The organism is Streptosporangium sp. NPDC049046 (genome assembly GCF_040649155.1).
Lineage (GTDB): Bacteria > Actinomycetota > Actinomycetes > Streptosporangiales > Streptosporangiaceae > Streptosporangium.
This window is the reverse complement of sequence record NZ_JBEZEZ010000003.1, coordinates 51,868-76,817: the sequence shown is the minus strand read 5'-3', so window position 1 is coordinate 76,817 and position 24,950 is coordinate 51,868. Positions and strand designations below refer to the sequence as shown.

General features: G+C 71.1%; 27 protein-coding genes. 12 read left to right on the top strand and 15 right to left on the bottom strand.

The window, feature by feature from the left end; genetic code table 11:
• Window positions 1-103: 103 nt before the first annotated feature.
• Together AB0B96_RS04770 and AB0B96_RS04765 are read right to left on the bottom strand one after the other, a co-directional pair.
• Complete coding sequence (locus AB0B96_RS04770; RefSeq protein WP_362896554.1) at window positions 104-1,360, bottom strand: RNA polymerase sigma factor; 1,257 nt, start codon at window positions 1,358-1,360, stop codon at window positions 104-106.
• Between the two features lie 83 nt (window positions 1,361-1,443).
• Entirely contained in the window at window positions 1,444-1,818 is a 375-nt protein-coding gene (locus tag AB0B96_RS04765) for a YciI family protein (protein ID WP_362896552.1), read from the bottom strand.
• Window positions 1,819-1,996: 178 nt separating this feature from the next.
• Between AB0B96_RS04765 and AB0B96_RS04760 the strand changes: the two genes are divergently transcribed.
• From AB0B96_RS04760 to AB0B96_RS04750, 3 genes are all read left to right on the top strand, one after another.
• A complete protein-coding gene (locus tag AB0B96_RS04760) occupies window positions 1,997-2,614 on the top strand; it encodes an MFS transporter (protein ID WP_350942917.1) in 618 nt (205 codons plus the stop codon).
• Window positions 2,615-2,820: 206 nt separating this feature from the next.
• Complete coding sequence (locus tag AB0B96_RS04755; RefSeq protein WP_362896550.1) at window positions 2,821-3,477, top strand: copper chaperone PCu(A)C; 657 nt, start codon at window positions 2,821-2,823, stop codon at window positions 3,475-3,477.
• Between the two features lie 21 nt (window positions 3,478-3,498).
• Entirely contained in the window at window positions 3,499-4,731 is a 1,233-nt protein-coding gene (locus tag AB0B96_RS04750; RefSeq protein WP_362896548.1) for a Dyp-type peroxidase, read from the top strand.
• Between the two features lie 152 nt (window positions 4,732-4,883).
• Here AB0B96_RS04750 and AB0B96_RS04745 read toward each other — a convergent pair whose 3' ends face one another.
• Entirely contained in the window at window positions 4,884-5,333 is a 450-nt protein-coding gene (locus AB0B96_RS04745; RefSeq protein WP_350942920.1) for a protein-tyrosine phosphatase family protein, read from the bottom strand.
• Between the two features lie 390 nt (window positions 5,334-5,723).
• On the opposite strand from AB0B96_RS04745, the gene AB0B96_RS04740 reads away from it, so the two are divergent.
• Window positions 5,724-6,308, top strand: a complete 585-nt coding sequence (locus tag AB0B96_RS04740; RefSeq protein WP_362896545.1) for a phospholipase — start codon at window positions 5,724-5,726, stop codon at window positions 6,306-6,308.
• 104 nt (window positions 6,309-6,412) lie between these two features.
• Here AB0B96_RS04740 and AB0B96_RS04735 read toward each other — a convergent pair whose 3' ends face one another.
• Window positions 6,413-7,594 carry an acyl-CoA dehydrogenase family protein gene (locus tag AB0B96_RS04735; protein WP_362896543.1) on the bottom strand — a complete coding sequence of 394 codons (1,182 nt, stop codon included), beginning with the start codon at window positions 7,592-7,594 and terminating at the stop codon, window positions 6,413-6,415.
• Window positions 7,595-7,662: 68 nt separating this feature from the next.
• Between AB0B96_RS04735 and AB0B96_RS04730 the strand changes: the two genes are divergently transcribed.
• Window positions 7,663-8,259 carry a TetR/AcrR family transcriptional regulator gene (locus tag AB0B96_RS04730; RefSeq protein WP_350942923.1) on the top strand — a complete coding sequence of 199 codons (597 nt, stop codon included), beginning with the start codon at window positions 7,663-7,665 and terminating at the stop codon, window positions 8,257-8,259.
• A gap of 51 nt (window positions 8,260-8,310) precedes the next feature.
• On the opposite strand, the gene AB0B96_RS04725 is transcribed toward AB0B96_RS04730, so the two are convergent.
• Entirely contained in the window at window positions 8,311-9,150 is an 840-nt protein-coding gene (locus tag AB0B96_RS04725) for a class I SAM-dependent methyltransferase (RefSeq protein ID WP_362896541.1), read from the bottom strand.
• A gap of 162 nt (window positions 9,151-9,312) precedes the next feature.
• On the opposite strand from AB0B96_RS04725, the gene AB0B96_RS04720 reads away from it, so the two are divergent.
• From AB0B96_RS04720 to AB0B96_RS04705, 4 genes are all read left to right on the top strand, one after another.
• On the top strand, window positions 9,313-9,990 hold the full coding sequence (locus tag AB0B96_RS04720; RefSeq protein ID WP_362896539.1) for a helix-turn-helix domain-containing protein: 678 nt from the start codon (window positions 9,313-9,315) through the stop codon (window positions 9,988-9,990).
• A gap of 104 nt (window positions 9,991-10,094) precedes the next feature.
• Window positions 10,095-10,832, top strand: coding sequence for a GntR family transcriptional regulator (locus tag AB0B96_RS04715; RefSeq protein ID WP_362896537.1), 738 nt, complete (start codon window positions 10,095-10,097; stop codon window positions 10,830-10,832).
• Between the two features lie 130 nt (window positions 10,833-10,962).
• Window positions 10,963-12,141 (top strand): CaiB/BaiF CoA-transferase family protein, encoded by a 1,179-nt coding sequence (locus AB0B96_RS04710; RefSeq protein ID WP_350942927.1) that lies wholly within the window; start codon window positions 10,963-10,965, stop codon window positions 12,139-12,141.
• Between the two features lie 170 nt (window positions 12,142-12,311).
• Complete coding sequence (locus AB0B96_RS04705) at window positions 12,312-13,460, top strand: acetyl-CoA C-acetyltransferase (protein ID WP_362896535.1); 1,149 nt, start codon at window positions 12,312-12,314, stop codon at window positions 13,458-13,460.
• A gap of 66 nt (window positions 13,461-13,526) precedes the next feature.
• On the opposite strand, the gene AB0B96_RS04700 is transcribed toward AB0B96_RS04705, so the two are convergent.
• The 9 genes from AB0B96_RS04700 to AB0B96_RS04660 all read right to left on the bottom strand — a co-directional run bounded on the left by AB0B96_RS04700 (window position 13,527) and on the right by AB0B96_RS04660 (window position 21,139).
• The gene (locus AB0B96_RS04700; protein WP_362896533.1) at window positions 13,527-14,222 is read right to left on the bottom strand and encodes an ABC transporter ATP-binding protein; all 696 of its coding nucleotides are present in this window, start codon (window positions 14,220-14,222) and stop codon (window positions 13,527-13,529) included.
• The gene (locus tag AB0B96_RS04695) at window positions 14,209-15,006 is read right to left on the bottom strand and encodes an ABC transporter ATP-binding protein (protein ID WP_350942932.1); all 798 of its coding nucleotides are present in this window, start codon (window positions 15,004-15,006) and stop codon (window positions 14,209-14,211) included. The genes AB0B96_RS04700 and AB0B96_RS04695 overlap by 14 nt, the downstream gene beginning before the upstream one ends.
• Window positions 15,003-15,911 (bottom strand): branched-chain amino acid ABC transporter permease, encoded by a 909-nt coding sequence (locus AB0B96_RS04690; RefSeq protein WP_350942933.1) that lies wholly within the window; start codon window positions 15,909-15,911, stop codon window positions 15,003-15,005. Before AB0B96_RS04690 ends, AB0B96_RS04695 begins: the two co-directional genes overlap by 4 nt.
• A complete protein-coding gene (locus AB0B96_RS04685) occupies window positions 15,904-16,755 on the bottom strand; it encodes a branched-chain amino acid ABC transporter permease (RefSeq protein ID WP_350942934.1) in 852 nt (283 codons plus the stop codon). The genes AB0B96_RS04690 and AB0B96_RS04685 overlap by 8 nt, the downstream gene beginning before the upstream one ends.
• A 189-nt stretch (window positions 16,756-16,944) precedes the next feature.
• On the bottom strand, window positions 16,945-17,445 hold the full coding sequence (locus tag AB0B96_RS04680; protein WP_362896530.1) for a VOC family protein: 501 nt from the start codon (window positions 17,443-17,445) through the stop codon (window positions 16,945-16,947).
• A gap of 182 nt (window positions 17,446-17,627) precedes the next feature.
• On the bottom strand, window positions 17,628-18,812 hold the full coding sequence (locus AB0B96_RS04675) for an ABC transporter substrate-binding protein (RefSeq protein WP_350942937.1): 1,185 nt from the start codon (window positions 18,810-18,812) through the stop codon (window positions 17,628-17,630).
• Between the two features lie 356 nt (window positions 18,813-19,168).
• A complete protein-coding gene (locus tag AB0B96_RS04670) occupies window positions 19,169-20,158 on the bottom strand; it encodes an aldo/keto reductase (protein ID WP_350942938.1) in 990 nt (329 codons plus the stop codon).
• 40 nt (window positions 20,159-20,198) lie between these two features.
• A complete protein-coding gene (locus AB0B96_RS04665; RefSeq protein WP_362896527.1) occupies window positions 20,199-20,672 on the bottom strand; it encodes a MaoC/PaaZ C-terminal domain-containing protein in 474 nt (157 codons plus the stop codon).
• Window positions 20,669-21,139, bottom strand: a complete 471-nt coding sequence (locus AB0B96_RS04660; protein ID WP_362896525.1) for a MaoC family dehydratase N-terminal domain-containing protein — start codon at window positions 21,137-21,139, stop codon at window positions 20,669-20,671. Before AB0B96_RS04660 ends, AB0B96_RS04665 begins: the two co-directional genes overlap by 4 nt.
• A gap of 154 nt (window positions 21,140-21,293) precedes the next feature.
• Between AB0B96_RS04660 and AB0B96_RS04655 the strand changes: the two genes are divergently transcribed.
• Complete coding sequence (locus AB0B96_RS04655) at window positions 21,294-22,238, top strand: LLM class flavin-dependent oxidoreductase (RefSeq protein ID WP_362896523.1); 945 nt, start codon at window positions 21,294-21,296, stop codon at window positions 22,236-22,238.
• 226 nt (window positions 22,239-22,464) lie between these two features.
• On the opposite strand, the gene AB0B96_RS04650 is transcribed toward AB0B96_RS04655, so the two are convergent.
• The gene (locus tag AB0B96_RS04650; protein ID WP_362896521.1) at window positions 22,465-22,917 is read right to left on the bottom strand and encodes a TIGR03618 family F420-dependent PPOX class oxidoreductase; all 453 of its coding nucleotides are present in this window, start codon (window positions 22,915-22,917) and stop codon (window positions 22,465-22,467) included.
• 158 nt (window positions 22,918-23,075) lie between these two features.
• On the opposite strand from AB0B96_RS04650, the gene AB0B96_RS04645 reads away from it, so the two are divergent.
• Window positions 23,076-24,053 carry an alpha/beta fold hydrolase gene (locus tag AB0B96_RS04645; RefSeq protein WP_362896519.1) on the top strand — a complete coding sequence of 326 codons (978 nt, stop codon included), beginning with the start codon at window positions 23,076-23,078 and terminating at the stop codon, window positions 24,051-24,053.
• Window positions 24,050-24,898 carry an SDR family oxidoreductase gene (locus AB0B96_RS04640; protein WP_362896517.1) on the top strand — a complete coding sequence of 283 codons (849 nt, stop codon included), beginning with the start codon at window positions 24,050-24,052 and terminating at the stop codon, window positions 24,896-24,898. Before AB0B96_RS04645 ends, AB0B96_RS04640 begins: the two co-directional genes overlap by 4 nt.
• The last annotated feature ends 52 nt before the right edge of the window (window positions 24,899-24,950 follow it).

Genomic DNA, 24,950 nt, shown 5'->3' with positions numbered 1-24,950 from the left:
CGGGCATTTCCCGCAGCCCGCGCCCTCAGCCGCCCGCGAGGCCAAGCGGGCGCGGAATCGGTGGCCGACGCTCGTCACATCGCGTGGGGTGCGGAATCTGCGGTCAGTGCTCGGCGGTCGCGCGGGCGAGGAAGAGGGTCCGTTCGCGCTCGTTTCCGGTGAGTGCGGCGGCCCGCTCGAACTCCGCGCGCGCCTCGTCGAGGCGGCCCAGCTTCGCGAGCAGGTCACCCCGTACCGCCGCCAGCAGCGGATAGTTCCTGAGCGCGCGCTCCGCCACCAGCCCGTCCACGATCTCCAGACCGCGTTCGGGGCCGTACGCCATGTCCACCGCGACCGCGCGGTTCAGCTCCACCACGGGCGAGGGGGCGACGTGGGCGAGCACCCGGTAGAGGGCGGCCATCCGCTCCCAGTCCGTGTCGCCGGCGGACAGCGCGCGGGCGTGGCAGGCGGCGATCGCGGCCTGCAGACCGTACGGGCCGAGTGTGCCGAGCGCCTCGGCTCGGGCGAGCGAGTCCAGCCCGCGGCGGATGAGCAGCCGGTCCCACCGGCCCCGGTCCTGGTCGAGGAGGAGGACCGGCTCGCCGCCGGGGCCCGTCCTGGCGCGCGTGCGGGACGCCTGGATCTCCATCAGGGCGACGAGGCCGTGCACCTCGGACTCCTCGGGCATGAGACCCGCCAGGATCCGGCCCAGGCGCAGCGCCTCCTCGCAGAGCGAAGGGCGCATCCAGTCGTCACCGGCGGTTGCCGAGTATCCCTCGTTGAAGACGAGGTAGACGACCTCCAGGACCGACGAGAGCCGGTCGCCCAGCTCGGCCGGGGTGGGCATCTCGATCCGTACCCGCCTGTCGGCGAGGACGCGCTTGGCTCGGAAGATCCTCTGCCCGACGGTCGGCTCGGGCACCAGGAAGGCGCGGGCGATCTCCTCCGTCGTCAGGCCGCCGAGCAGGCGGAGGGTGAGCGCCACTCGCCCTTCCGTGGACAGTACGGGATGGCAGGCCGTGAAGAGGAGGCGCAGCACGTCGTCGCCGATGTGGTCGTCGAGGGCGTCGTCCAGCTCGGCCTCCGCCGACTCCTGTCGGATCTCCATGTCCCGGCCGACCTCTTCGAGCTTGCGCTCGTACCGGTTCCTGCGGCGCAGCAGGTCGATCGCCCGGTGCTTGGCGGTGAGCATGAGCCAGGCACCGGGATTGTCGGGCACACCGGCCGTGGGCCACTGCTCCAGCGCGATGACCAGGGCGTCCTGTGCGAGCTCCTCCGCCAGGCCGACATCGTGCACCATCCGGGCGAGTCCCGCGATCACCCTCGCGGATTCGATCCGCCAGACCGCCTCGATGACCCGGTGGGGATCTCCAACCGTCATGCCCCCGATCCAACCACCTCGTCCGACGCCCCGGTGAGAGTCCTCTCGTGGGAACTCTCACCGGGGCGTCGGCGAGGACGGTCTCACGCGGGGGCGGCGAAGTCCTCGGGGCCGAAGACGCGGTGGATGTCGGCCTCGCCCTCCCAGCCCTCCCAGTGGTCGCGGTGGAGCTTCATGAAGCGGGAGGCCCACTCGACGGCCTCCTCCTTCGACCGGACCTGGTAGAGGGCGTAACTGATCAGTTCCTTCGCCTCGGCGAACGGACCGTCCGTGACGCTTATCCTGCCTTCGGTGAGCTCGACCCGCGCCCCCTCGACGCTCGGAGCCAGCCCGCCGTTGTCGAGCAACGCGCCCGCTCCGGTGGCCTCCTCGCCGAGCTTCATGATCGCCTCCATCAGCTCGGCGGGCGGCGGGGTGTCGGGCCGGTGGGTGACCTTGAGGGTGATCATGTATCGCATCGTGTCTCTCCTTGATCTTGTTTTCGAACGGGACGGCCGGTTCTCGTGTTCCTCCGGCCTTTGACCACGCTTCGAACGAGCACGGATCGATTCGACACGGCGGCCGGATTTTCTTTCAAGATTTTTTCTGACCCCGGGCCGCCTGCGGATCTCGGACATGGCGAGGGGGGATCACCCGGTGGGTCTCGAACTTCGCACCGCCGGGGTGGCGTGGGATGATTTCCCCATCATGCCCGCGACGTTGCCCTTCCGCCTCGCCCGCGCGGCCGCCTTCGCCGCGGTCTGCCTGGGGCTGAGCGTGCTGGCGCACGTCCTGGCGGGAGGCTCGGTCTCCGTGCCGAGCGCGGCCGCCGCGCTGGCTCTCGCCTTCCTCGCGGCCTTCGCGGTCTCGGGGCGCGAACGGACACTCGCGGTGATCCTGCCGCTGCTGGCGGGCGTGCAGGCGGGGGTGCACGTGATGTTCTCCCTCGCGCACGCCGCGTCCCCCGCCGAGATGGCCCAGATGATCGGGCACGTCCACTCGGGGCTGCTGCCCGGCCTGGGCATGCTGGTGGCGCACGGCTGGGCCGTCGGGCTCACCGCTCTGTGGCTGGCGCGCGGCGAGGCGGTGCTCTGGGAGTTGCTGCGACGGCTCGGTGTCCGGCTGTGCCGGGTGCTCGTCGCGGTCGTGACCCCGGCGTACACGTCCTTCCTCACCGCGGGCGCGATCGAGCCGGGAGCCCTGCGCTCCGCCGTGCTGCGCCACGTCGTCAGCCGGCGCGGCCCACCCCGGATCGTCACCGCCACCTTCGGCTGACCGGCTGACCGCTCTGGGTCATCCGGGCACCTGACCCGTTCCCAACCGCCGTACGCACCGTACGCGCGGTCCTGCGCCGACGCGGCATTTCCGGCTGCTCGGCGGACCTGTACCAGCGTGACAATCCCGGCCGCGTGTCCGGCATGGCCCTATCGAGGCGGCGTTCGGCCGCGGCCTGCCGATCCGGCCAGAAGAAAGGCGTCAACGTGCCTGCTCGTCGTATCACCCGTGCCGGAATCACTGGATTCCCCCGTAACGGAGTTCGCCGGACCACCCCCGCGGGACTCCTGGTCGCGGTCGCGATGGTCCTGGGCGGATGTGGTTCCCAGGGCGCCCAGGAACCGGCCGCCGCCCCCGGCACCGCCGCGCCCGCCGCCACCCCCTCCGCGACCCCTTCCGCGGCCGCCTCCGTGCTGACGGTCACCGATCCGTGGGTGAAGACCACGAAGAAGGGGATGAGTGCCGCGTTCGGCACCCTGGTCAACAACACCGACGCCGAGGTGACGATCGTCTCCGGCGTCTCGCCGATCTCACCGGTGATCGAGTTGCACGAGGTCGTCGACTCCAAGGGAAAGATGATCATGCGTCCCAAGGAGGGCGGGATCGTGATCCCTCCGCAGGGCACCCACCAGCTCCAGCCCGGTGGTGACCACATCATGCTGATGGGCGTCACCGAAGCGGTGAGGCCCGGCGCGCAGATCCCCTTCACCCTCACCCTCAAGGACGGCCGGACCGTGGAGTTCACCGCGGTCGGCAAGGACTTCGCCGGAGGCAAGGAGGACTACCAGCCCGGCATGGACATGGGAGGAGACAAGGCCGACAAGGGCGACGGCGACATGCACATGGGCGAGAGCGACGGCTGAGCGGGAAACGGAGAAGAGCCCATGCCAGAACCCCGACTCAGCCGCAGGGGACTGCTCGCGGGAGGCGCCGCCACCGCGGTCGGCGCCCTCGCCGCGTGCGCCCCCGACCAGGCTGTCCCCCCGGTCGCCCCCCAGCCCGCTCCGGCGTCCGGAGGTCCCGAAAGCCCCGAAAGCTCAGCGGGTGCCGCGACGGAGCCCTTCGACGGCCTCCATCAGGCCGGGATCGCGACGGCGCCCCAGACGTACGGGGTGTTCGTCGGACTGGACCTACGGCCGGAGGTCGACCGTGAGGCGCTCGCACGGATGATGCGGCTGCTCACCGACGACGCCCGGCGGCTCACCCAGGGCAGGCCCGCCCTGGCCGACACCGAACCTGAGCTGGCCGTACTGCCCGCGCGGCTCACCGTGACCTTCGGGTTCGGCCCCGGCTTCCTCACGGCGGCCGGGCTGACCGGCCGCGCTCCGGAGGCGGCGGCGCCGCTGCCCGCCTTCGCGATCGACAAGCTCAGGAAGGAGTGGAGCGGCGGGGACCTGCTGCTGCAGATCTGCGCCGACGACGCCCTCACCCTGGCCCACGCCCTGCGCATGGTCGTCAAGGACGCCCGTTCCTTCGCGAAGGTCCGCTGGATCCAGCGGGGTTTCCGGCGCGGCGCCTACACCCAGCCCGCCGGGCTGACCCAGCGCAACGTGATGGGCCAGCTGGACGGGACCGTCAACCCCGTACCCGGCACTGCCGAGTTCGACCGGGCGGTGTGGGTGAGCGACGGCCCGGAGTGGCTGCGCGGCGGCACCACGCTGGTGCTGCGGCGCATCCGGGCGGAGATGGAGACCTGGGACGCCGTCGACCGGGTCGGCAAGGAGTTCACCGTGGGCCGCCGCCTCGACAACGGCGCCCCGCTCACCGGGCGCGACGAGCACGACGAGGCCGACTTCGAGAAGCTCAACGCGATCGGCTTCCCCGTCATCTCCGAGCAGGCCCATATCCGCCGGGCCCATGTCGCCGACCCGAACCTGCGGATCTTCCGCAGGGTCTACAACTACGACGAAGGGCTCACCTCGCAAGGGCACGCCGACTCCGGGCTGCTGTTCGCCTCCTACCAGGCCGACGTCTCCCGGCAGTTCCTGCCGATCCAGCGCAGGCTGGCCGAGGCCGACCTGCTCAACGAGTGGACGACCCCGATCGGCTCGGCCGTCTTCGCCGTCCCGCCGGGCTGCTCACCGAACGGCTGGATCGGGGACGGTCTCCTCACCTGACAGGGGGCGCGGTACGTCCGTGACGGGCGAAGGGAGTCGCTCTCGGGGAGTCGCGGTACGTCCGTGACGAGCGGGTGTCCACGGCTCTCCGGGAGAGCCCTCCTTCGGCGAGCCGCCGTACGTCCTCGCGGGCGTACGGCGGCCTGGTGGGATCACGCTTCCGGCCGGGCGGAGAACCACGCCACCCACCGTCGTTGCCAGGGGGTTTCGACCGCGCGGCGGTGATAGTGCGCGCGAGTCCACTCGACGGCCTCCCGAGGGGGCAGGCCGGTGAGGGTCGCGAGGCAGGCCATGACGGTGCCGGTCCTGCCGACCCCGCCGTCGCAGGCGACCTCGACGGCGAGTCCCGATCGCGCCTGGTCGCGCAGGTGGACGATGGAGCGGGCGGCCGCGTGCCGGTCCACGGGCAGCAGGAAGTCCGGCCAGCGGATCCATTCGTGCGGCCATGACAGATCGCTCTGGTGGCGCTGCCGGAGGCGCGCGGAGCCGAGGTAGAGCGCGAAGTCGGGGGCCGGGCCGGTGGGGGCGGCGTTCCGCAGCCCTCGGCCGCGCACCCAGGTTCCGTCGGGGAGTTGGACCGCGCCGGTCAGTGGTGCCGTCATGAGGCGATTGTGGCTCACCGCCACACGCTCGCTCACTTGGTTCAGCTATCGGCGATCATCCGTGACGACGAGGGCCGGCCTCTCCCGGCAGGGATCGCCGGAAGCGAGGGCCACCGGAAACGGGCCGCCCGGCCGAAGAACCGGCCCTACCGGACCGATCTCGTACAGGTGGTTGTCGTCGGCCCGCCGTGGTCGGCCACGAGGGCGAGGAACTCCCCGGCACCAATCGCTCTTACTTCACGCCGTAAAAGCTGTAAAGAGCCGCCGTTAACGAATATCGGCGCAGATCTTCACGGAGATCTGTCTCGGCGTCACAGGATATTTCGCCTCATTGTTAGGCCGTGGCGGCGTCCCGCCGCGAGAGGTATCCCCCGGACAAAGGCAGAGTCCATGGTCAAGCGCGCCCTCGCAACCGTCTCCCTCTCCTTCGCCGTACTACTCGGATTAACCCTGCCCGCCTACGCGGTGACGTTGCAGCAAAAACTCGCCGCACTTTCCAATTTCAGTCAGCCTACGGCGGCGAGCGCCGCGAGCTGGGTTTCCGCCTGGCAGAACCAGGGAAGCTGGGCGGACTACAACTTCGACTGGTCGACCGACCTGTGTTCGGCCAGCCCCGACCAGCCGCTCGGCTTCGACTTCAGAATGTCGTGCCGACGCCACGACTTCGGCTACCGCAACTACAAGGCGGTGAGCCAGTTCCCGGCGAACAAGGCGCGCATCGACGACGCGTTCTACTTCGACATGAGGCAGGTCTGCGCGGGATATTCCACCATTCCCAGGGGTACCTGCAACAGCCTCGCCTGGACCTACTACCAGGCGGTCAAGGAATTCGGCACCCTCAACGTCACCCAGGCGCAGATCGAGCGGATCCGGCAGAGTGCGGAAAGGGCCACCCCGACGGGGGAGCAGGCCACCCCGACGGGGGAGCAGGCCGCCCCGACCGGCGAGCAGGCCGCTCCGACCGCGGAGATGTGAACCATCCCGCTCCCCCGCGGCGGCGGAATCGCCGCTACCCGCTGAAAACCCACTGAAGAAGAGAAGAGCGGCGGGCCGATGGGAGACCGGCCCGCCGCTCTGCTTCAGCTCCGCTCCCCGTCGGCGGTGGTGATCGTTCCCCCGGGGTTCCCGGCGAGCGCGCGGCCGATGACCAGGCGCTGGATCTGGTTGGTGCCCTCGAAGATCTGCATGACCTTCGCCTCGCGCATGTAGCGCTCGACCGGGAAGTCCCGGGTGTAGCCGTAGCCGCCGAGGACCTGAACGGCGTCGGTGGTGACCTTCATGGCGTTGTCGGTGGCGACCATCTTGGCGATGGAGGCCTCCCGGCTGAACGGGAGCCCTCGGTCCTTCAGACGCGCGGCGTGCAGCGTCGTCGCGCGGGCGCTCTGGACGGCCGCCTCCATGTCGGCGAGCAGGAACGCGAGGCCCTGGTGCTCGATGATCGGCTTGCCGAAGGTCTGCCGCTCCTTCGCGTACGCCACGGCCTGGTCGAGCGCCCCCTGGGCCAGCCCGGTGGCGACCGCCGCGATGCCCAGCCGGCCGGAGTCGAGGCCGGCCAGTGCGATCTTGAGGCCGTCGCCCTCCGCGCCGATCCTGCGCCCGGCGGGAACGCGGACGTGGTCCAGGCGTATGGTCGCGGTCGCCGATCCGGTCAGGCCCATCTTGCGCTCGGGCGGGTCGGCGCTCAGGCCCTCGGCGTCGGCGGGGACGAGGAAGCAGGAGATGCCCTTGCGGTCGTCGGAGGTCCGCGCCATCACCTGGTAGAAGTCGGCGTGCCCGCCGTGGGTCGTCCACGCCTTCGCGCCGTCGAGCACGTAGTCGTCGCCGTCCCGTACGGCGCGGGTGCTCATCGCGGCGGGATCGGAGCCCGCGTGTGCCTCGCTCAGGCTGTACGCGCCGAGCAGGTCGCCGCCGAGCATGTCCGGCAGCCACTCTCGCCGCTGTTCCTCGGTGCCGAACCTGACGAGCCCGAAGCACGACAGGGCGTGCACGCTGACGCCGACACCGACGCTCGACCAGACCGCCGCGATCTCCTCGAGCACCTGCAGGTACACCTCGTACGGCTGACCCGCGCCACCGTACTCCTCGGGGTAGGGGAGACCGAGGAGGCCGACGGCGCCGAGGGTCCTGAAGACCTCGCGAGGGAACTCCTCGTCGGCCTCGGCCTGGGCGGCCCTGGGCAGGAGTTCCTTGGCGGCGAGGTCTCGGACGAGGGTGATCAGGTCGGCGCTCTCGCTGGTGGGCATGACACGTGACGCGGGCATGTGATCCTCCAGAAACCGATATGAGTACTACGGTATCAGTTTCGGTACTCTGCCGTAGAGTCGGCCTCATGCCGATTCCGGGGAAGGCTCGCATGCGCCGCGAGGAGACGCTGGTCCAGCTTCGAGAGCTGTTCCTGAGTGAGGGATTCTCCTCGTTCGGCATCGGGGACCTGGCGGAACGGCTGAGGTGTTCGAGAACCACCCTGTACGCCGTGGCGCCGAGCAAGGAGCAGATCGTCGTCGCGGCCGTGCGCTCGTTCTTCAAGCACACGGCGGAACGCATCGAGGCCCGGGTCGCGGCCTCCGACGACCCGGCGCGACGACTGGTGATCTATCTGGAGGCCGTCGCCTCGGAGCTCCAACCGGCCTCGGCCAGGTTCTTCGCCGACGTGGCCGACTTCGGCCCGGCCAACGACGTGTATCAGGAGAACACCCGGTACGCGGCCAGGCGGGTACAGGCCCTGGTGACCGAGGGAGTGCGGGCGGGTGCGCTGCGCCCGGTGCACGCGTCGTTCGTGGGGGCCGTCGCGGCCGAGATCATGGGCGCGATCCAGCGCGGGACCATCCAGTCGAGCACCGGCCTCGACGCCGCCGAGGCGTACCGGCAGCTCGCCGACCTGGTCATGACCGGCCTGACCGATCCGAAGGAGCGAACGACGACCTGACCGCCGACGATCGGCTCCCGGTTCGCTCCCCACACGGAGAAGCAGAGTTCGTCAGTCGCGTTTGCGGGCGGTGAGCAGGAGATACTCCCATTCCATCACCGTTTTCTCCTCCCCCTGGAGATGGCCGCGTGCCAGTTCGGTGAGAGCCTGGTCCAGGGCGGCGACTCGGTCGGGATCCCCGGCCAGCCCTCGGTAGACGGCGATGGTCGGGCCGTAGTTGGCCTTGAAGTAGTCGACGAACGCGCCGGGGTGAGCGAACCGGTCGATCGTGACCGTCCGCCGGCGCGTGACGACGTCGGTGACCGCGTCGCCGAGCAGCGCGCGGACGTGATCCTCGTCGCCCCACAGCGGAGGGGGCTGCGCGCCGGGCGGGGGCGGGGGTGCGTACGGCTTCATCGCCGCGAACATCTGACCGATGAACCCCTGCGGCGTCCAGTTGAGCAGGCCGATCGTGCCGCCCGGGCGGCAGACCCGGATCAGCTCGCCCGCACTGGCCCGGTGGTCGGGAGAGAACATGACCCCGACACAGGACATGACCGTGTCGAACTCGCCGTCGGCGTACGGCAGGGCCTCCGCGTCGGCCTGCCGCCACTCGACCGTCGCGCCGCGCCGCGTCGCCAGGGCGCGTCCGGCCTCCAGGAGTTCCGGGGTGAGGTCGCCGGCCACCACGCTCGCCCCGGCGAGCGCGGCGGGAATGGCTGCGTTCCCCGATCCGGCGGCCACGTCCAGCACACGGTCGCCGCGTCCCACCCCGCAGGCCTCGACCAGGATCGCGCCCAGATCGGGGATGATCTCGGCGGCGACCGCGGGATAGTCACCCAGCGCCCACATGTCGCGGTGCCTGGCCTTCAGGGCACGGTCGGCCTCTAGTGGGTCGTTCTGTGGCGTCATCGCGCTGCTCCCTCGTCGTGATCCGCGGTGGACTGGAATCGACGGTAGGGAGTGCTGGATTCGCCATCCAGTACACGATCTGTACTGCCGTCCGGTGCTGTCCCCGCCGCCCTCCGTCGTCGCCCCCTGGCGTTTGTGGCGGCTGAATCTAGACTCCGAGGTATGGGCTCCTCGTATCACCAGTTCTGCCCGGTTGCCAAGGCCGTCGAACTGCTCGACGAACGATGGACGCTGCTCGTCATCCGGGAACTGGTGTGCGGGACCGAGCGTTTCAACGAACTGCGTCGCGGCCTGCCGCGCATGTCCCCCACGCTGCTTTCCCGACGGCTGCACCAGCTCATCCGCGCCGGCATCGTGGAGAGGCACGTCAAGAACAACGACGTGCGCTACGTTCTCACCCCGGCCGGCCACGAGCTGCGACCGGTGGTCGAGGCGCTCGCCGCATGGGGCATCCGCTGGATCGGTGAGCTGGGCGACGAGGACCTCGACCCGAAGCTGCTGCTGTGGGACATGCACCGCAACGTCGACCGGAGCGTCGTTCCCGACGGGCGGACGGTCATCGAGTTCCGCTTCCCGGACGTTCCGCCCAAAAGTCGGCGCTGGTGGATTGTGATCACAAGCGACGAGGTGGACGTCTGCGACACGGACCCCGGCCACGCCGTGACCGTGACGGTGACCGCCGGTGTGCGCAGCATGGTCGAGGTCTGGCGCGGCGAGCTGAGCTGGCCGGACGCGCTGCGCCTGCACGAGGTCGAGGTGCAGGGGCCGGAGGCGCTGCGCCGCGCCGTGCCCCGGTGGTTCACCCTTCCCGCGTGGGCCTCCGTGCCCCGGCCCGTCTAGCGTCCGCTCGTCGAGGCCGTGTCGCGGCCCTTCGTATCCACCTAGGATCGTCGGCGCAGGTGGGACGCCGGGAAGAAGCCCCGATCGAGGCGAGAGGTCGTGCGATGAGCGGCAGAGTGACCGGGGGCGCGAGAACGGCCCCGACGGACGGGGCGCCCCGGACCTCCGAGGCGGACCGCCCCCAGCTCAGCGACGCGGCCGCCTCCTACATCCGCAGCATGATCATGTCGGGCCGGTGGCGTCCTGGCGACTCGGTCCGGCCGGAGGCGGTGGGCCAGGCGCTGGGCATCTCCGCGACGCCGGCCCGCGAGGCGCTGCACGTGCTCCGGGTGGAGGGCTTCCTGCAGTTGCTGCCCCGGCGCGGCTTCCAGGTCGCGCCGCTCACCGGTCAGGACGTCCGCGACCTGTTCGAGGCGCACGCGCTGATCTCGGGCGAGCTCGCGGCCCGCGCCGCGGTACGGGCGACGCCGGAGGATCTGGCCGAGTTGGAAGCGCTGCACCACGAGCTGCTGGCCGCGGCGCACCGCAAGGACCTGACTCTGCTTGAGGAGAGGAACCACGCCTTCCACCGGCACATCAACCTGGTGGCGGGCGCCAGAAAGATCACCTGGGTGCTCGGCCTGACCGGCCGCTACATTCCCACCCGCTTCTACTCCGCGATCGAGGGCTGGCCCGAGGCGACCCTGCACGACCACGCCGGGATCCTGGCGGGGCTGCGGGCCGGGGACGCGGAGGCCGCGCGCAGGGCGATGCACGATCACATCGTGAACTCCGGCGACCTGCTGGCCAGGCAGTTCGATCGGCAGGCCGCGGACGATGAGACCCCGTCAGGGACCTCATAGGATATTTTCTCTCCGTTCACGCCCTCGGTCATGAATCGGCTGATCAGAAGGCATACCCGAGTAAAGCCTGATCACCCTGATGCCCTAGAGTAAAACTCTATATTTTATATTGATCAACCGAGGGGGAGCCGTGCTGCCGCTGACCGGGATCACCGTCGTGACGTTGGAACACGCGGTCGCCGCGCCGTTCGCGACCCGCCAGCTCGCCGACCTCGGCGCCCGCGTGATCAAGATCGAGCGACCGGGCTCCGGCGACTTCGCCCGTCGCTACGACGAGTCGGTGCACGGCCAGTCCAGCTACTTCGTCTGGCTGAACCGCTCGAAGGAGTCGGTCACCCTGGACGTGAAGTCCCCGCACGGCAGGGAGATTCTGCACGAGCTGGTGGACCGGGCCGACGTGCTCGTCCAGAACCTCGGCCCCGGCGCCGCCGACCGGCTCGGGCTCGCCGCCGCCGCCGTCAGGGAGCGGGACCCACGCAAGATCGTGCTCGGCATCACCGGGTGGGGCGGTGACGGACCGTGGGCCGGGCGCAAGGCGTACGACCTGCTGGTCCAGTGCGAGGCCGGTCTGGTCTCGCTGACCGGGTCGGCGGACGAGCCCGCCAGGGTCGGCGTCTCGGTGGCCGACATCGCCGCCGGGATGTACGGCTTCGGCGCGGTGCTGACGGCCCTGTACCAGCGGCAGGTCACCGGGCGGGGGGCCACGCTGGAGGTGTCGCTGTTCGAGGCGCTCGCCGAGTGGATGGGGCAGCCCGCCAACTACACCGCGGGCAGCGGGCGCCAGCAGCCGCGTGCCGGTGCCCGGCACGCCACCATCGCCCCGTACGGACCGTTCACCGCCCGCGACGGGCGGACCGTGCTGCTCTCCATCCAGAACGAGGCCGAGTGGATCCGGTTCTGCGCGGTGTTCCTCAAGGATCCCGAGCTCGCGACCGACCCGCGTTTCGCCACCAACACGCTGCGGGTGGCCGACCGGGACGCGCTGGAGGCCATCGTCGACGCGCGCTTCGCCGAGCTGGACGGCGCCGACGCCGCCGAACTGCTCGACCAGGCCGGGGTCGCGAACGCCGGGGTGAACACGGTGGCCGACTTCCTGGACCACCCGGTGCTGCGCGAGCGTGACCGATGGCGGGACGTCGGCACACCCGGTGGCCCCATCCGGGCACTGTTGCCGCCGATCTCCCTGGACGGGGCCGAGCCGCGGATGGACCCGGTGCCCGAGCTGGGGCGGCACACGGCCGACGTACTGGCCGAGCTGGGCCGCTCGCCGGAGGAGATCGCCGACCTCGCCGCGCGGTCCGTCATCTGACCCTCGCCCGGCCGGGCGAGGACGAGGGCGTGACGCGGTCGACGACGCGCACGCGCGAGGGCGCGGGACGTTCGAGCAGCCGATCCGGCCGTACGGGGACAGGGGCGGGGTAACGCCGCCCGATCCGGTGGCGCACGGCCGGTTAACGTTCCGTCCGTACGGTCGGCGGCATGGCTGAAGCATTCATCATCGACGCCGTCCGCACTCCGGTGAGCAGGCGCGGCGGGCCGCTGAGCACGATCCATCCGGCAGACCTGGGAGCGCACGCCATCCGCGCGTTGATCGAGCGAGCAGGGGTGGACCCCGGGCTCGTCGACGACGTGGTGTTCGGCAACGTGGACTCGGTCGGCCCGCAGTCCTTCGACATCGCCCGCACCTGCTGGCTGGCGGCGGGCTTCCCGGCCCACGTGCCGGGGGTCACCGTCGACCGGCAGTGCGGTTCGGCGCAGCAGGCCGTGCACTTCGCCGCCCAGGCCGTGATGAGCGGCACGATGGACCTGGTCGTGGCCGGCGGCGTGCAGAACATGAGCATGGTGCCGCTGATGTCGGCGGCCGACTCCGGTAGGGCACTCGGGTTCGAGGACCCGTTCTCCACCTCCGAGGGGTGGACGAGCCGGTTCGGGAAGGGGGAGGTGAGCCAGTTCCGGGGCGCCGAGATGATGGCGACACACTGGGACATCTCGCGCGACGAAATGGAGCGGTTCGCGGTCGAGTCGCACACCCGTGCGCTGCGCGCGAACGCCGAGAGGCTGTTCGAGCCGGAGATCGCGCCGCTGGGCGGCCTGTCCGCCGACAACGGCCCGCGCGAGCCCGACTGGGAGAAGATCAGGTCGCTGCCCACCCTGCTGCCCGACGGCCGGATCACCGCCGCCTGCGCCAGCCAGATCAGCGACGGCTCGGCCGCCCTGCTGATCGCCGGGGAGCGCGCGGTGAGGCATCTGGGGCTGACGCCGCGGGCGCGCGTTCACCACATGACGGTGATGGGCGACGACCCGCTGATGATGCTCTCGGCGCCGATCCCGGCGACCAGGCGGGCACTGGAGCGGACCGGGCTCACCCCTGACGACATCGACACCGTGGAGATCAACGAGGCGTTCGCGCCGGTGGTGCTCGCCTGGCTGAAGGAGACCGGGTTCGACCCGGCGAAGGTGAACCCGGACGGTGGGGCGATCGCGCTCGGCCACCCGCTCGGGGCGACCGGCGCGCGGCTGATGACGACGATGCTCAACCGGCTGGAGCGTACGGGCGGCAGGTACGGGCTGCAGACGATGTGCGAGGGCGGCGGCCAGGCGAACGTCACGATCATCGAACGCCTGTAGAGAGAGCCCCGGTGGTCCGGGCCGGGGGAGGCCGGACCACCGGGACGTCGGAAAGACGGGAAAGCCTCAGGCCAGGTAGGTCTCCAGCAGGCTGTTCTCGTCCATGTCCTTGCTGCGCCCGGACGCCACGATGTCCCCGACCACCATCACGTACGCCCGGTCGGCCACCTCCAGCGCGAGGCCCACGTTCTGTTCCGCCACCAGCACCGCGGTGCCGGTGGCGACCACCCGGTGCAGCGCGTCCAGCACGTCGCCCACGATGCGCGGGGCGAGCCCCATCGACGGCTCGTCGATCATGAGCAACCGCGGGCGGGCCATCAGCCCGCGCGCGATCGCGAGCATCTGCTGCTCGCCGCCGGACAGCACGCCGCCGAGGGAGTCGATCCGCCGCCCCAGCACCGGGAACAGTTCGATCATCTCGTCCATCCGCTCGCCGGCCTCGGAGCCGGGCAGCCGGCTGCCGCCCATGAGCAGGTTGTCCTTCACGGTGAGGGGGGACAGGATCGCCCGGCCCTCGGGCACGTGGCTGACGCCCAGCCGGGCGACCCGGTAGGCGGCGCGGCGCCCGGTCGCCCTGCCGTCGATCGTCACGGTCCCGGCCGTCGGCCGTACCAGACCGGAGATCGTGCGCAGCAGGGTCGTCTTGCCCGCGCCGTTCGGCCCGACCAGGGCCACGGCCTCGCCCGCACCGACCTCCAGGCTCACCCCGTGCAGCGCTTCGACGGCGCCGTAACGGGTGACCAGGGAATCAACGACCAGCATCCGGTGCCTCCACGGTGTCCGCTGTGCGACGTTCCTTGACGCCGAGGTAGGCCGTCTTGACCCGCTCGTCCTGCCACACCTCGTGCGGGCCGGCCTCGGTGAGCACGCTGCCCCAGTCCAGGACGACGACCCGGTGGCAGACCTCGGTGACCAGTCGCACGTTGTGGTCGACGAGCAGCACGGTCACGCCCTCGTCATTGATCATCTGGATGAGCCGTCCGATGTCGTCGGACTCGGCCCGGTTCATTCCGGCGGTCGGCTCGTCGAGCAGCAGCAGCCGAGGCTCGGTGGCCATCGCCCTGGCGATCTCGACCCGTCGCCGCATGCCGTAGGAGAGCTCGGCCACGTCCACGTCGATCACCGAGGTGAGGCCGACCCGGTCGATCAGCCGCCGCGCCACCTCGTGCTGCTCGGCCTCCTCACGCCTGCGCACCCGGCCGAGCTGCCAGCGGCGGCCCTTGAAGGACAGATGCCGGCCGATCAGCACGTTCTCCAGAACGGTGCTCTCGTCGAAGAGCTTCAGGTTCTGGTAGGTGCGGGCGATGCCCGCGGCGGCGAGCCGGTGCGGGCGCAGGTCGGCGAGATCGGACCCGGCGAGGGTGATCCGCCCGGCGGTGGGCTTCAGGTAGCCGCTGATCAGGTTGACCACCGTGGTCTTACCCGCGCCGTTGGGGCCGATCAGGCCGTAGATGGCGCCCTCTCCCACGGAGAACGAGACGTCGTTCACGGCCTTCATGCCGCCGAAATGCTTGCTGACTCCGGACAACTCCAGCAGCGCGGTCATCGGCTCGCCACCTTCTCGGCAGGATCTTGGACGGTGGGCGCGGGCTGGTCCCGTCTGCCGCGCCAGCGGCGCCGCAGGCCCCGGTAGAGCGAGCGGTCGGACAGGCCGTTCGGCGCGACCAGCAGGATCACGACGAGCAGTACGCCGTAGATGACGTCCTCCCAGTTGGAACCCGCGAAGTGCAGCGAGTCGCGCAGGATCGTGAGCCCCCAGGTGACCAGGATCGGCCCCGCCCAGTGCCCGTTGCCGCCCACCAGCACGTAGGTGAACACGATGACCAGCGTGGCGAAGCCGTACTGGTCGGGGCTGATCACCGTGGTGCGGTGCGCCTCCAGGGCACCCGCGCACCCGGCGACGGCGGCGGCCGCGGTGAAGCTCACGAACCGGACGCGGAACACGTTCACCCCCATGCCCTCCGCGGTGCGCTCGTCCAGCCGTACCGCCTTGGCGGCCCGGCCGAAGTAGGAGCGGTGGCTGAGCTCAAGCAGTACGAACGCCACCAGCAGCGCGACGACCAGGTGCTCGGTCCTGACCTCGACCGGGATGCCGGCGATGCCGTTCGGACCGTTGGTGTAGTCGTTGATCCGGATCAGCACCACGATGGCCTGGGCGAGGGCCAGGCTGCCCAGGGCCATGTAGATGCCGCGCAACCGCAGCACCGGCGGGGCGAACAGCGCGCCGATCATGCCCGCCAGCACCGTGGCGGCGAGCAGGCCGATCGCGAACGGCAGCTCGGACTTGGTCGCGATGAGGGCCGCGGTGTAGCCGCCGACCGCGGCGAACCCCATCGGGGCGAGCGACATGATGCCGACCCGGAACGTGATGTGCACGCTGATCACGAGCAGGGTGAGGATGAGCGCGGTGTCCAGCCGGAACAGCTGGAGCGGTTCGAGCCACTCAAACACGGGCGGCCTCCTTCTTGCCGAAGAACCCGGACGGCCGCGCGACCAGCATCGCGAGGATGACGGCGAACGCGATGATCTCCCTGAACGAGCTGGAGACGTAGGTGGTGGCGTAGACCTCGACCACGCCGAGGACGAGACCGCCGATGATCGCGCCCTTCACCGAGCCCATGCCGCCGAGGATGATCACCGCGAAGGCGATGAGCAGCAGCCCGTCGCCGGACGAGTACGACACCTGCGCCGCCGACGCGGCGACGAAGATGCCCGCCACCGCGGCGAGCGCGCCGGCGACGAAGAAACAGATCGAGAAGACGAGCTGGCTGTTCACACCGAGCAGCTCGGCGGTCTCCCGGTCGTGGGCCACCGCGCGGACGGACCGGCCGGACTTGGTCCGGTTCAGCCAGTACGCGAGGCCCACCATCGCCACCACCGCGATCACGAACATGACCACCTGGAGCCGGGGCACGTTCTGGCCGGCGAACTCGAAGGCGCCGACCGGGAAACCCTGCCGGGGGAACGCCTCGGTCTGCGCGTCGGTGTAGGTGCGCAGCACCGTGGTGAGCACCAGCGAGACGCCGATCGTCGCGACCACGAAGGAGAACTCCGGTGCCTTGCGACCGCGCAGCGGTGCGAGGACGACCAGGTCGATCAGCACCGACAGCACACCGGCCGCCACCATGCCCACCAGGATCGCGACCGGTACGGGGACGCCCAGGCGCAGCGAGGCCAGGGCGGCGAAGGTGCCCCAGGTCAGGATCTGCGCATGGGCGAAGTTGAGGAGGTTGAGAACACCCCAGACCAGGGTGACGCCCACGCCCAACAGGGCGTAGGTACTCCCCAAGGCCAAGCCGTTAATGGTCTGTTGCACACCGTCCTCCGTTCCCTCTCGTGGCCCCGGCCCTGGCTGTCCGCGGTGTGACGAGATCGGGGCCAGCGTTGCGTTTCCTCGTTAACACCGGCGTTACGTGAGCGGGAGAGCCCGGCGGGGGTATGGTCGCGGCCGTTATCGGTGTCCCGCGCGGGGCGGCGGCGCCGGTCATCCGCGCCCGCTCCCGGCCGGGGGTGCGGAGGGGCCGGAGAACTCCATCAGGTTCAGCAGCGTCCCGTCGGGGTCGAGGATGGTGACCACGCGCCGCTCGCGGCCCGGCATGGGGACGAGCGTGACCGGCCCGCCGACCACGGGGATGCCGTGCTCGGTGATCCAGGCCATCGTGGTGTCCATGTCCTCGACCCGCAGCCCCAGGCGGGCGAGCCCCGCGTCCTTGGCCGTGCGCGGCGCCGGTGCGCCGCCGTCGTCGGTGAAGTGCAGCAGGTCCAGATAGGTGTCGGTGTCCCGGGAGCTCCAGCTGAGCAGGGCCGCCTTGCAGCGGACCGGTCCGGTGACGTCCAGGATCGTACGGAAGTCGTCTCCGGCGTCGAACTCGAACGGCTGCCCGAGGACCCGGGCGCCGAGCAGGCGGGTGTAGAAGTCGAGCGACCGGTCGAAGTCGCTGCAGACCACGTTGGCGTGGACGAGGTGGTCGATTTTGAAGGTCATCGCGAGGTTTCCTCCGGGATGGGCGGCAGGGGCGATGGGCGAGGGTGATGGGCGGCGGGGGTGACGGGTGGTGGGGGCACCCGCCGACGACGACGCCCCGGCACACCGTGGTGCGGCGTGCCGGGGCGGCGGGTCGGTCTGGGCGGTCGGGTCGGTCTGGGCGTCAGGGCGGGTGGCGCGGGTCAGGCCTTGCAGCCGGGGGACTTCTGCTCGTCGAACAGGGTGATCTTGCTGTCCACGATCTGGAGCTTGGTGCCCTTGACGTCGGCGGCCCGGTTCTGGGTGAAGCCGATCTTGCCGAACGGGGTGTCGAGGTCGCTCAGGGCCGCCAGCGCGTCCCGGACGGCCTTCTTGTCGTTGCTGCCGGCGTTCTTGAAGGCGTGCGCCATCGACCACAGCGACGCGTAACCGGCCGCCTCGAAGACGGTGGCGGAGCGCTGCGCGCCGTTCTGCTTCCAGTAATCCAGGAAGTGGCTGTTGTTGCCCTCACTGCTCTGGCCGTTCCAGGCCGTCACGTACACGAAGCACTGCATGGCCTCGCCGGCCTGCTCCATGGTGGCGTCGCTGACGTCCGGCGCCATGAACACCTGCTTGTCGAAGCCGATCTCGTCGAGCTGCAGGTAGATCGTGCTCATCATGCCGGGCAGCGGCATGGTGACCAGCACGTCGGGGTTCAGCTGCTTGAGCTTGGTCAGCTGGGCGCGCACGTCGGTGTCGGTGCCGACGAAGGTCTCGGTGCCCAAGGTCTGGAGACCTGCCTGCTCCAGTGCCTCCTGGCGCTTGCCGATGACGTTCTTGGCCGCCTCGGAGTCGCTCTGGTACAGGTACGCCGCGGTCTTGAGGTCGCCGAACGCGGCGGCGAACTCCTTGTCGGCCGGGGGCATCACGTTGGCCATGTCGGGATAGAGACGGAACATGTAGTCGCCGATCTCGGTGACGCCGCCCGAGGAGAGGCCGACCGCCATGGTCGGGATGCCGTTCTGCTGCAGTTGCGGTCCCGCGGCGAGGAACGACGGGGTGAGGGTGAAGCCGACGACCGCGTCGACCTGGTCGGAGGCGAGCTTGAGCACCGCCTGCACGGCCTCCTGCTTGTCCGCCTTCGTGTCGATCTCCACCAGCTCGATCTTCGAGCTGCCCAGGAAACCGGTGTCGTTGATCTCCTTGGTCGCGAGTCGTACGCCGTCGCGCTCGCTGGTCCCCACACCGGCGATGCCCGCGGCGCCGCTGACGTCCAGCGGAACACCGATCTTGATGGTGGCGGGCAGGCCGCCCGACTGCGCGGTGCTTCCCTCGTCACCGCCGGAGCCGCACGCCGTCGCCAGCATGGCTATCCCGAGAACAGCTATTCCGAGTTTGCTCTTTCGCATGTGAACCTCTCATATCGCCGGCTCCGCTGCGGGGAGCCACCTGGGACGTGACGGCGAAGCGCCGGCAGGACCAGATACTGCGGAGGTCTCGTTAACGTGCGCGTTACGTTGGGCGGGCGGAGTCGCGGGGTCACAGACGGCAACGGTCGAATCAGGACAGACCTGGCCGATTTGCGGACGGCGACGGCCGATTCACGACGAACTCGGGGACGGCAACCGGCGATTCAGGACGGACCTGGCCGATTCGCGAACGGTTCAGGACGGACCTGGCCGATTCGCGAACGGCAACGGTCGATTAGGGACGGACCTGGCCGATTCGCGGACGGCAGTGGTCGAATCAGGGCGGATCGGCCGATTCACCGACCCAGCAGGTTCTCGGTGGGCCGGTCGGCGGCCGACAGGATCTCCGCCACCCGGGCGAGCACCTCCTCGTCGAGCTCCACCGCGAGGCCGCTCAGCCCGTCCGCCACCTCGGACGCGTTGCGGCAGCCGAACAGCGCGATGTCCGAGTACGGCTCCCGCACGGTCAGGGCGAGGGTGAACGCGGCCAGCGAGAGGCCCAGCGACCCGGCCAGCTCCCGCAGCCGCCCGGCGATCGCGACGTTGGCGGCGAAGGCGTCCCCGGCGAAGAACACGTTGCCCGACGTCCCCGAGCGGCCCTCGCGCCGGCTGCGGCCGCGCCAGTCCTCCGGCTCGAACTCGTGGTCGGGGCGGAAGTCCTCCGACAGCAGACCGTGCACGTACGAGCCGTAGGTGACGCGCAGCCCGCCGCGCGCCCCGGCGTCCGACAGCTCGGTCAGGTAGCGGTGGTCGAGCAGGCTGAAGCTGTACTCGACCGCGGACGGGATGCCGGTGGCGAGGGCCCGCCGGCTCGCCTCGGCGCCGAAGTTGCAGAAGCCGACGTCGCGGACGAGGCCCTCGTCCTTGAGCCGCTGCAGGTTCTCCATCTGCTGCTCGGGGGTGAGCGCCGGGTCGAACTGGTGCAGCAGGTACACATCGACCTGGTCGGTGCGCAGCCGGGTCAGCGACTCGTCCATGAACCGGCGCAGCGCGTCGTAGGAGGAGTCGCAGACCAGGGTGAGCAGGTTCGTCGGGTCGCTGTAGCGCACGCCTCCCTTGGTGCACAGCCGGACCTCCTCGCGCCGGCCCTCCAGCATCTCGCCGACGATCGCCTCCGACCGGCCCGAGCCGTAGAAGTGCGCGGTGTCGAAGAACCGCACCCCGGCCGTGTACGCGGCGTCGACGGCGCCCCGGGCGGACTCCTCGTCCACCGCGCCGTACCCCTGCGCGATCATCGTGCCGCTTCCGAAGCCGACGCGGCCGATCAGTTCGTTCCCATCAGGCATGACGTTTCCTCTCCTTCGTCGGCGCGCGGTGCGGCGGCCGTCACTTGTCCTCGGAGCCGGCGCCACCGGCGGATGTGCGTACCACGGCGGTGCCCGTCATCACGACCGCGCCGTGCTGGTCGGTCACGGCAAGCGTGACCGTGGCCGTTCCCGCCGAGCCGTCCACCGACTCGACCTCGGCCCGCGCGGTCAGTGTCGCGCCGGGGAAGACCGGGGTGCGGAACCGTGCCTCGTACCGGAGCGGCGACTCGGGACCGAACCACTCGGTGATCACCCGGCCGGCCATCCCCATCGTGAGCATGCCGTGCGCGAACACCGACGGGTAACCGGCGGCCTCCACCGCGAACCGCTCGTCGGTGTGCACCGGGTTGAAGTCGCCGGACGCGCCCGCGTACTGGACGATCCTGGTCCGGGTGAGGTCCCTGACCAGCGTCAGCTCCCTGGTCTGGCCCACCGCGACGTCCAGCGTGAGGTCCACCGCGCTGTTCGCGGCGGCGGGGGGGACGGCGCTCATTCGCCCGCTCCGACCGGACGGGCGGTTCGCACCGTCACCAGGGTCGAGGTGACGACCGGTTCGCCGTTCTGGTCGCGGTACTCGGTGATCCGCTCGGCGAAGGTGAGCGCACCGCCGCGCCGGCCCTCCTTGGTCCAGGTACGGCCGGGGCGGTCCACCGCGCTCAGCACGTCGCCCTCGCGCACAGGCCGGTGATACTCGAACCGCTGCTCGGCGTGCAGGCCGAGGTCGGCCGACTCGGGGCCGCCGGTCCCCGACGGCGTGCTCCCCGACCCGACCCACGGCTCGCCCGGCTTCGGGCGGACCGCGCTGTCGGGGTCGTAGTGGTCGGCCGCCCAGACGAAGGTCGGCGGGGCGATCGCGGGAGTACCGGTCATCGCGCCGTGGTAGGCGGGGTCGAGGTCGCCTATGGCCCGCGCGAACATCATGATGTGGCCCCCCTCGACCGGGAACCGTTCGACTGCCATGCTTGTCCCTCCTGCTCGGTGATTGTGATCTTTGTCTGCCGCCGTTCACCCCGAAGTTACGGACGCGGTTCGTAACGTCGGGGGTAACGTGCGCCCGGACACGCTGGCCGCCACCGTTTCGCGACGGCGAGACGCCGTCGCCGAGGAGGCACGAGTGTCCGCCGTTGCACGACCGCGGATCGGGCTCAACCTGCCGCTGCGCTTCGCCGCCGGCACCGCCCCCAAGGAGATCGCGACCTGGCTGCGCGAGGCCGACGCCTCGCCGGTCGACGCGCTGTGGACCCTGGACCAGCTCGCGGGCCGGACGCCGACGCCGGAGCCGGTCGGCATGCTCGGCTTCGCCGCGGCGCACACCTCACGGGTGCGGCTGGGGGTCGCGGTGCTGGTCGCCCCGGGGCGCAACCCGATCACCGCGGCCAAGGAACTGGCGAGCCTCGACCGGCTCGGCGGTGACGGCCGGTTGGTCGTCGGGGTCGGCAGCGGCGACCGCCGACTGTTCCCCTCGCTGCGACTGGACGACTGGGGGCCGGGGGCGGTGCTGGACGAGTTCCTCGTCGCGGTGCGCCGGCTCTGGACCGAGGACGAGGTCGACCACGAAGGCCCGATCTGGCCCTTCACCGGGGTCGGGATCAGCCCGCGCCCGGTCGCGCCGCCCCCGCTCTGGGTCGGCGGCGGGTCGGTCCCCGCGCTGCGCCGGGCGGCGCGGCTCGGATCGGGCTGGGTCGCGGCCGGACGGCAGCCCACCGCGCGGTTCGCCGAGCTGGCCGCCCGGCTGGACGAGGTCCTCGCCGAGGAGGGGCGGGCCAGGGAGACCCTGGCCGTGGCCAAGCGGGTGTACCTGCTCGTCGAACCGCGGCGCTCCCGGGCCGAGCGGACGGTCGACGCCTGGTTCTCCGCCTTCTACGGAAGCCCCGAGCACGGCAGGGAGGCCACCGTCTACGGGGACGTCGAGTCCTGTGCCGAGCAACTGGCCGAACTGGCCGGGCTGGGTGTCACCGACCTGATCCTGCACCCGCTTGACGAGTCGGACCGGCACGGGGCCGCCGTACTCGGCGAGTTGCTGCCCGCCCTCGCGACGGACCCGGCCCCGAGGGGCTGAGTGGCTTCGCGGTCGGGCGACCTCGGCCGCCCGAGCGGCCCTGGGGTGGGAGCGGCCCTGCGGCAGGGCGTCCCCGGTCGGCCGAGCGGTCCAGGCCGGCCGAGTGGCGCACTGGTCGCCGGGTGGCCCGCGACCGAGCGTTCCCGGTTGGCCGACCAGCCCTGAGCAGCACTGAACCGCGCTCAGCCGTCCTGAGCCGCCCTGCCGGACAGGGCCGCGGCGGGTCCTAGCGGCGCTTTGCCGTTCGGGCGAAGTCCCAGCTCGACCAGTGCTCGGGGCGGACCACGATGCCGACCCGCAGGCCCGACAGCGCCATCTTCCGGTAGTCGGGCCTGCCGGGCTCGGGGTAGTTGCGCGAGATGATCGCCTCGCCGATGCGCAGCATGGACTCGTCGTCCTCGACGAGGTCCACCCGGCCCGACACGGTCAGGCCCTTCAGCTCGGAGTAGTCGTCGCCGGACTCCACCAGGCAGGTGATCCGGGGGTCGTTCCGCAGGTTGCGCGCCTTCACCGAGCTCCGCTGGGTCCACATCACGATGTCATGGTCGATCAGGCCGAACCACATCGTGGCCAGGTGCGGCGAGCCGTCGGGGTTCAGCGTGGCCAGGTGCAGGCTCTTGCGCGTCAGCAGGTAGTCGTACAGTTCGTCCGCCTCGATCGGCAGCGGTCCCTTGCCCATGCCGGGCTCCTTTCTCCCGCCCTCACTACACCGGGTCGAGAGCACCCGGTCGCACCCGCGCACGGCGTAACGCGGCGGGTAATGGGGGGTCGCGTTACGTGGCGCCGAGTACCGGAACCAGCCGAGTACCGGAACCATCCGAACGGGGGTCCTGCCACGTGATCGTGTCGGCAGACGACGGCATCCAGCTCAACCTCTCCGGCGGCCCCGAGGTCGACGCCGAGATCGTCCACTTCCGGAGCGACGGCCTGCGGTTGCGCGGCGTCCTGGTGACGCCGAGGGAGCGGGCCGGGGCGGTACCGGCCCTCGTCGCGAGCCACGGCTGGAGCGGCGCGGTGAACTTCCGCGTGCTGCCGCTCGCCGGGCGGCTCGCCCAGCGCGGGTACGCCGTCCTCGCCATCGACCACCGCGGTTTCGGCGACAGCGAGGGTGTCCGGCTGCGTTGCGACCCGGCCGAGCAGGTACGCGACGTCTCCGCCGCCGCGACCTACCTGGCCGGACGGCCGGAGATCGACGGCTCGGCGCTGGGCGTGATGGGCGCCAGCTTCGGCGGGGCGATCGCGGTCGCCGCCGCGGCCGCCGACGAGCGGCTGAAGGCGTGCCTCTCGCTGGTCCCGCTCGCCGACGGGCGGCGCTGGCTGGAGGAACTGCACGGGGCGGACCTGCCCGCGCTGCTGGCGCGGCTGGATCGCGACGACGCGGAGCGGGCGCGCAACGGGTCCGGAGGGGACGGCGCGGAGGGTGCGCGTACCGGGGTGGGGGAGCGGGTGCCGCTGTCGGTGTTGATGCCGCTGCCGCCGAGCCCGGCCCTCGACGCCGAGGCCGCGTTCATCCAGTCGGTCTACCCCGAGGGATACCCGCTGGAGAACGTCCGGCTGGCGCTGGACTTCTCGCCGGAGAGCCTCGCGCCCGCCATCGCGCCGCGCGCGCTGTGCCTGATCACTCCGGTCGACGACACGGTGATCTCCGCCGACCACTCCCGGGCCGTGTACGCACGGGCCGGGGAGCCGAAGGAGCTGCACCTGCCGCCGGAGGGCGGCCACGGCGGGCCGATGGGACCGCTGACGGACACCACAGCCGAGATCGCCGAGGCCTTCCTGGACAAGCACCTGCGCCCGTCGGGCGGTGCGTCGTGACCGACCCCATGGCAGGCTCCGCGACCGGCCCTGTGACCGGCACCGCGACCGGCCCTGTGACCGGCCCTGTGACCGGCGCCGTGAGCGGGCGGCTGGACGGTCGTACGGCCGTGGTCACCGGCGGCGGCTCGGGCATCGGACGCGCCACGGTCGAGCGCTTCTTCGCCGAGGGCGCCTCGGTGGTGCTCGCCGACCTCGCCGAGTCTGCCGCCGCCGTCGCCGCCGAGATCGACCCCTCGGGAGAGCGGGTGGTGTTCCAGCGCACCGACGTCGGCAGCGCCGAGCAGGTGGAGGCCGTCTTCACGGCGGCCGTGGACCGTTTCGGCCGGTGCGACATCGCGGTGAACAACGCCGGCGTCATCGCCGGCGGCCCGATCGACGCCGACGGCGCGGACGAGGACTTCGAGCGCCTGTGGCGGATCTGCGTGGCCGGGGTCTGGTACGGCTGCCGCGCGGCCCTTGCGACCATGCGGCCACGCGGCGGTGGCGTCATCCTGAACACGGCCTCGGCGGCGGCGCTGTGGCCCACCCCCGGCGCCCCGGCGTACGGGCTGGCCAAGGCGGCCGTGGTGCACCTGACCCGTTCGCTCGCCCTCGCGTACGGCCCCGACGGGGTGCGGGTCAACGCGGTCGTGCCGGGTCCGGCGAAGACCGCGATCTTCGCGGCGGCGGGCGCGGCGGACGACGGCCTGGAGGCGAGGTACGCGGCCAGGACGGCGCTCGGCCGGATGATCGATCCGCAGGAGGTCGCGGCGGCCTTCGCCTACCTGGCCTCGGACGACGCCCGCTCGGTCACCGGTGCCGCGCTCCAGGTCGACGCCGGATACCGCCCGAGCACCGCGTGACGCACCCTCTCCCCGCACTTCCTCAATCCCTTGAAAGTCAGGAGTAATCACG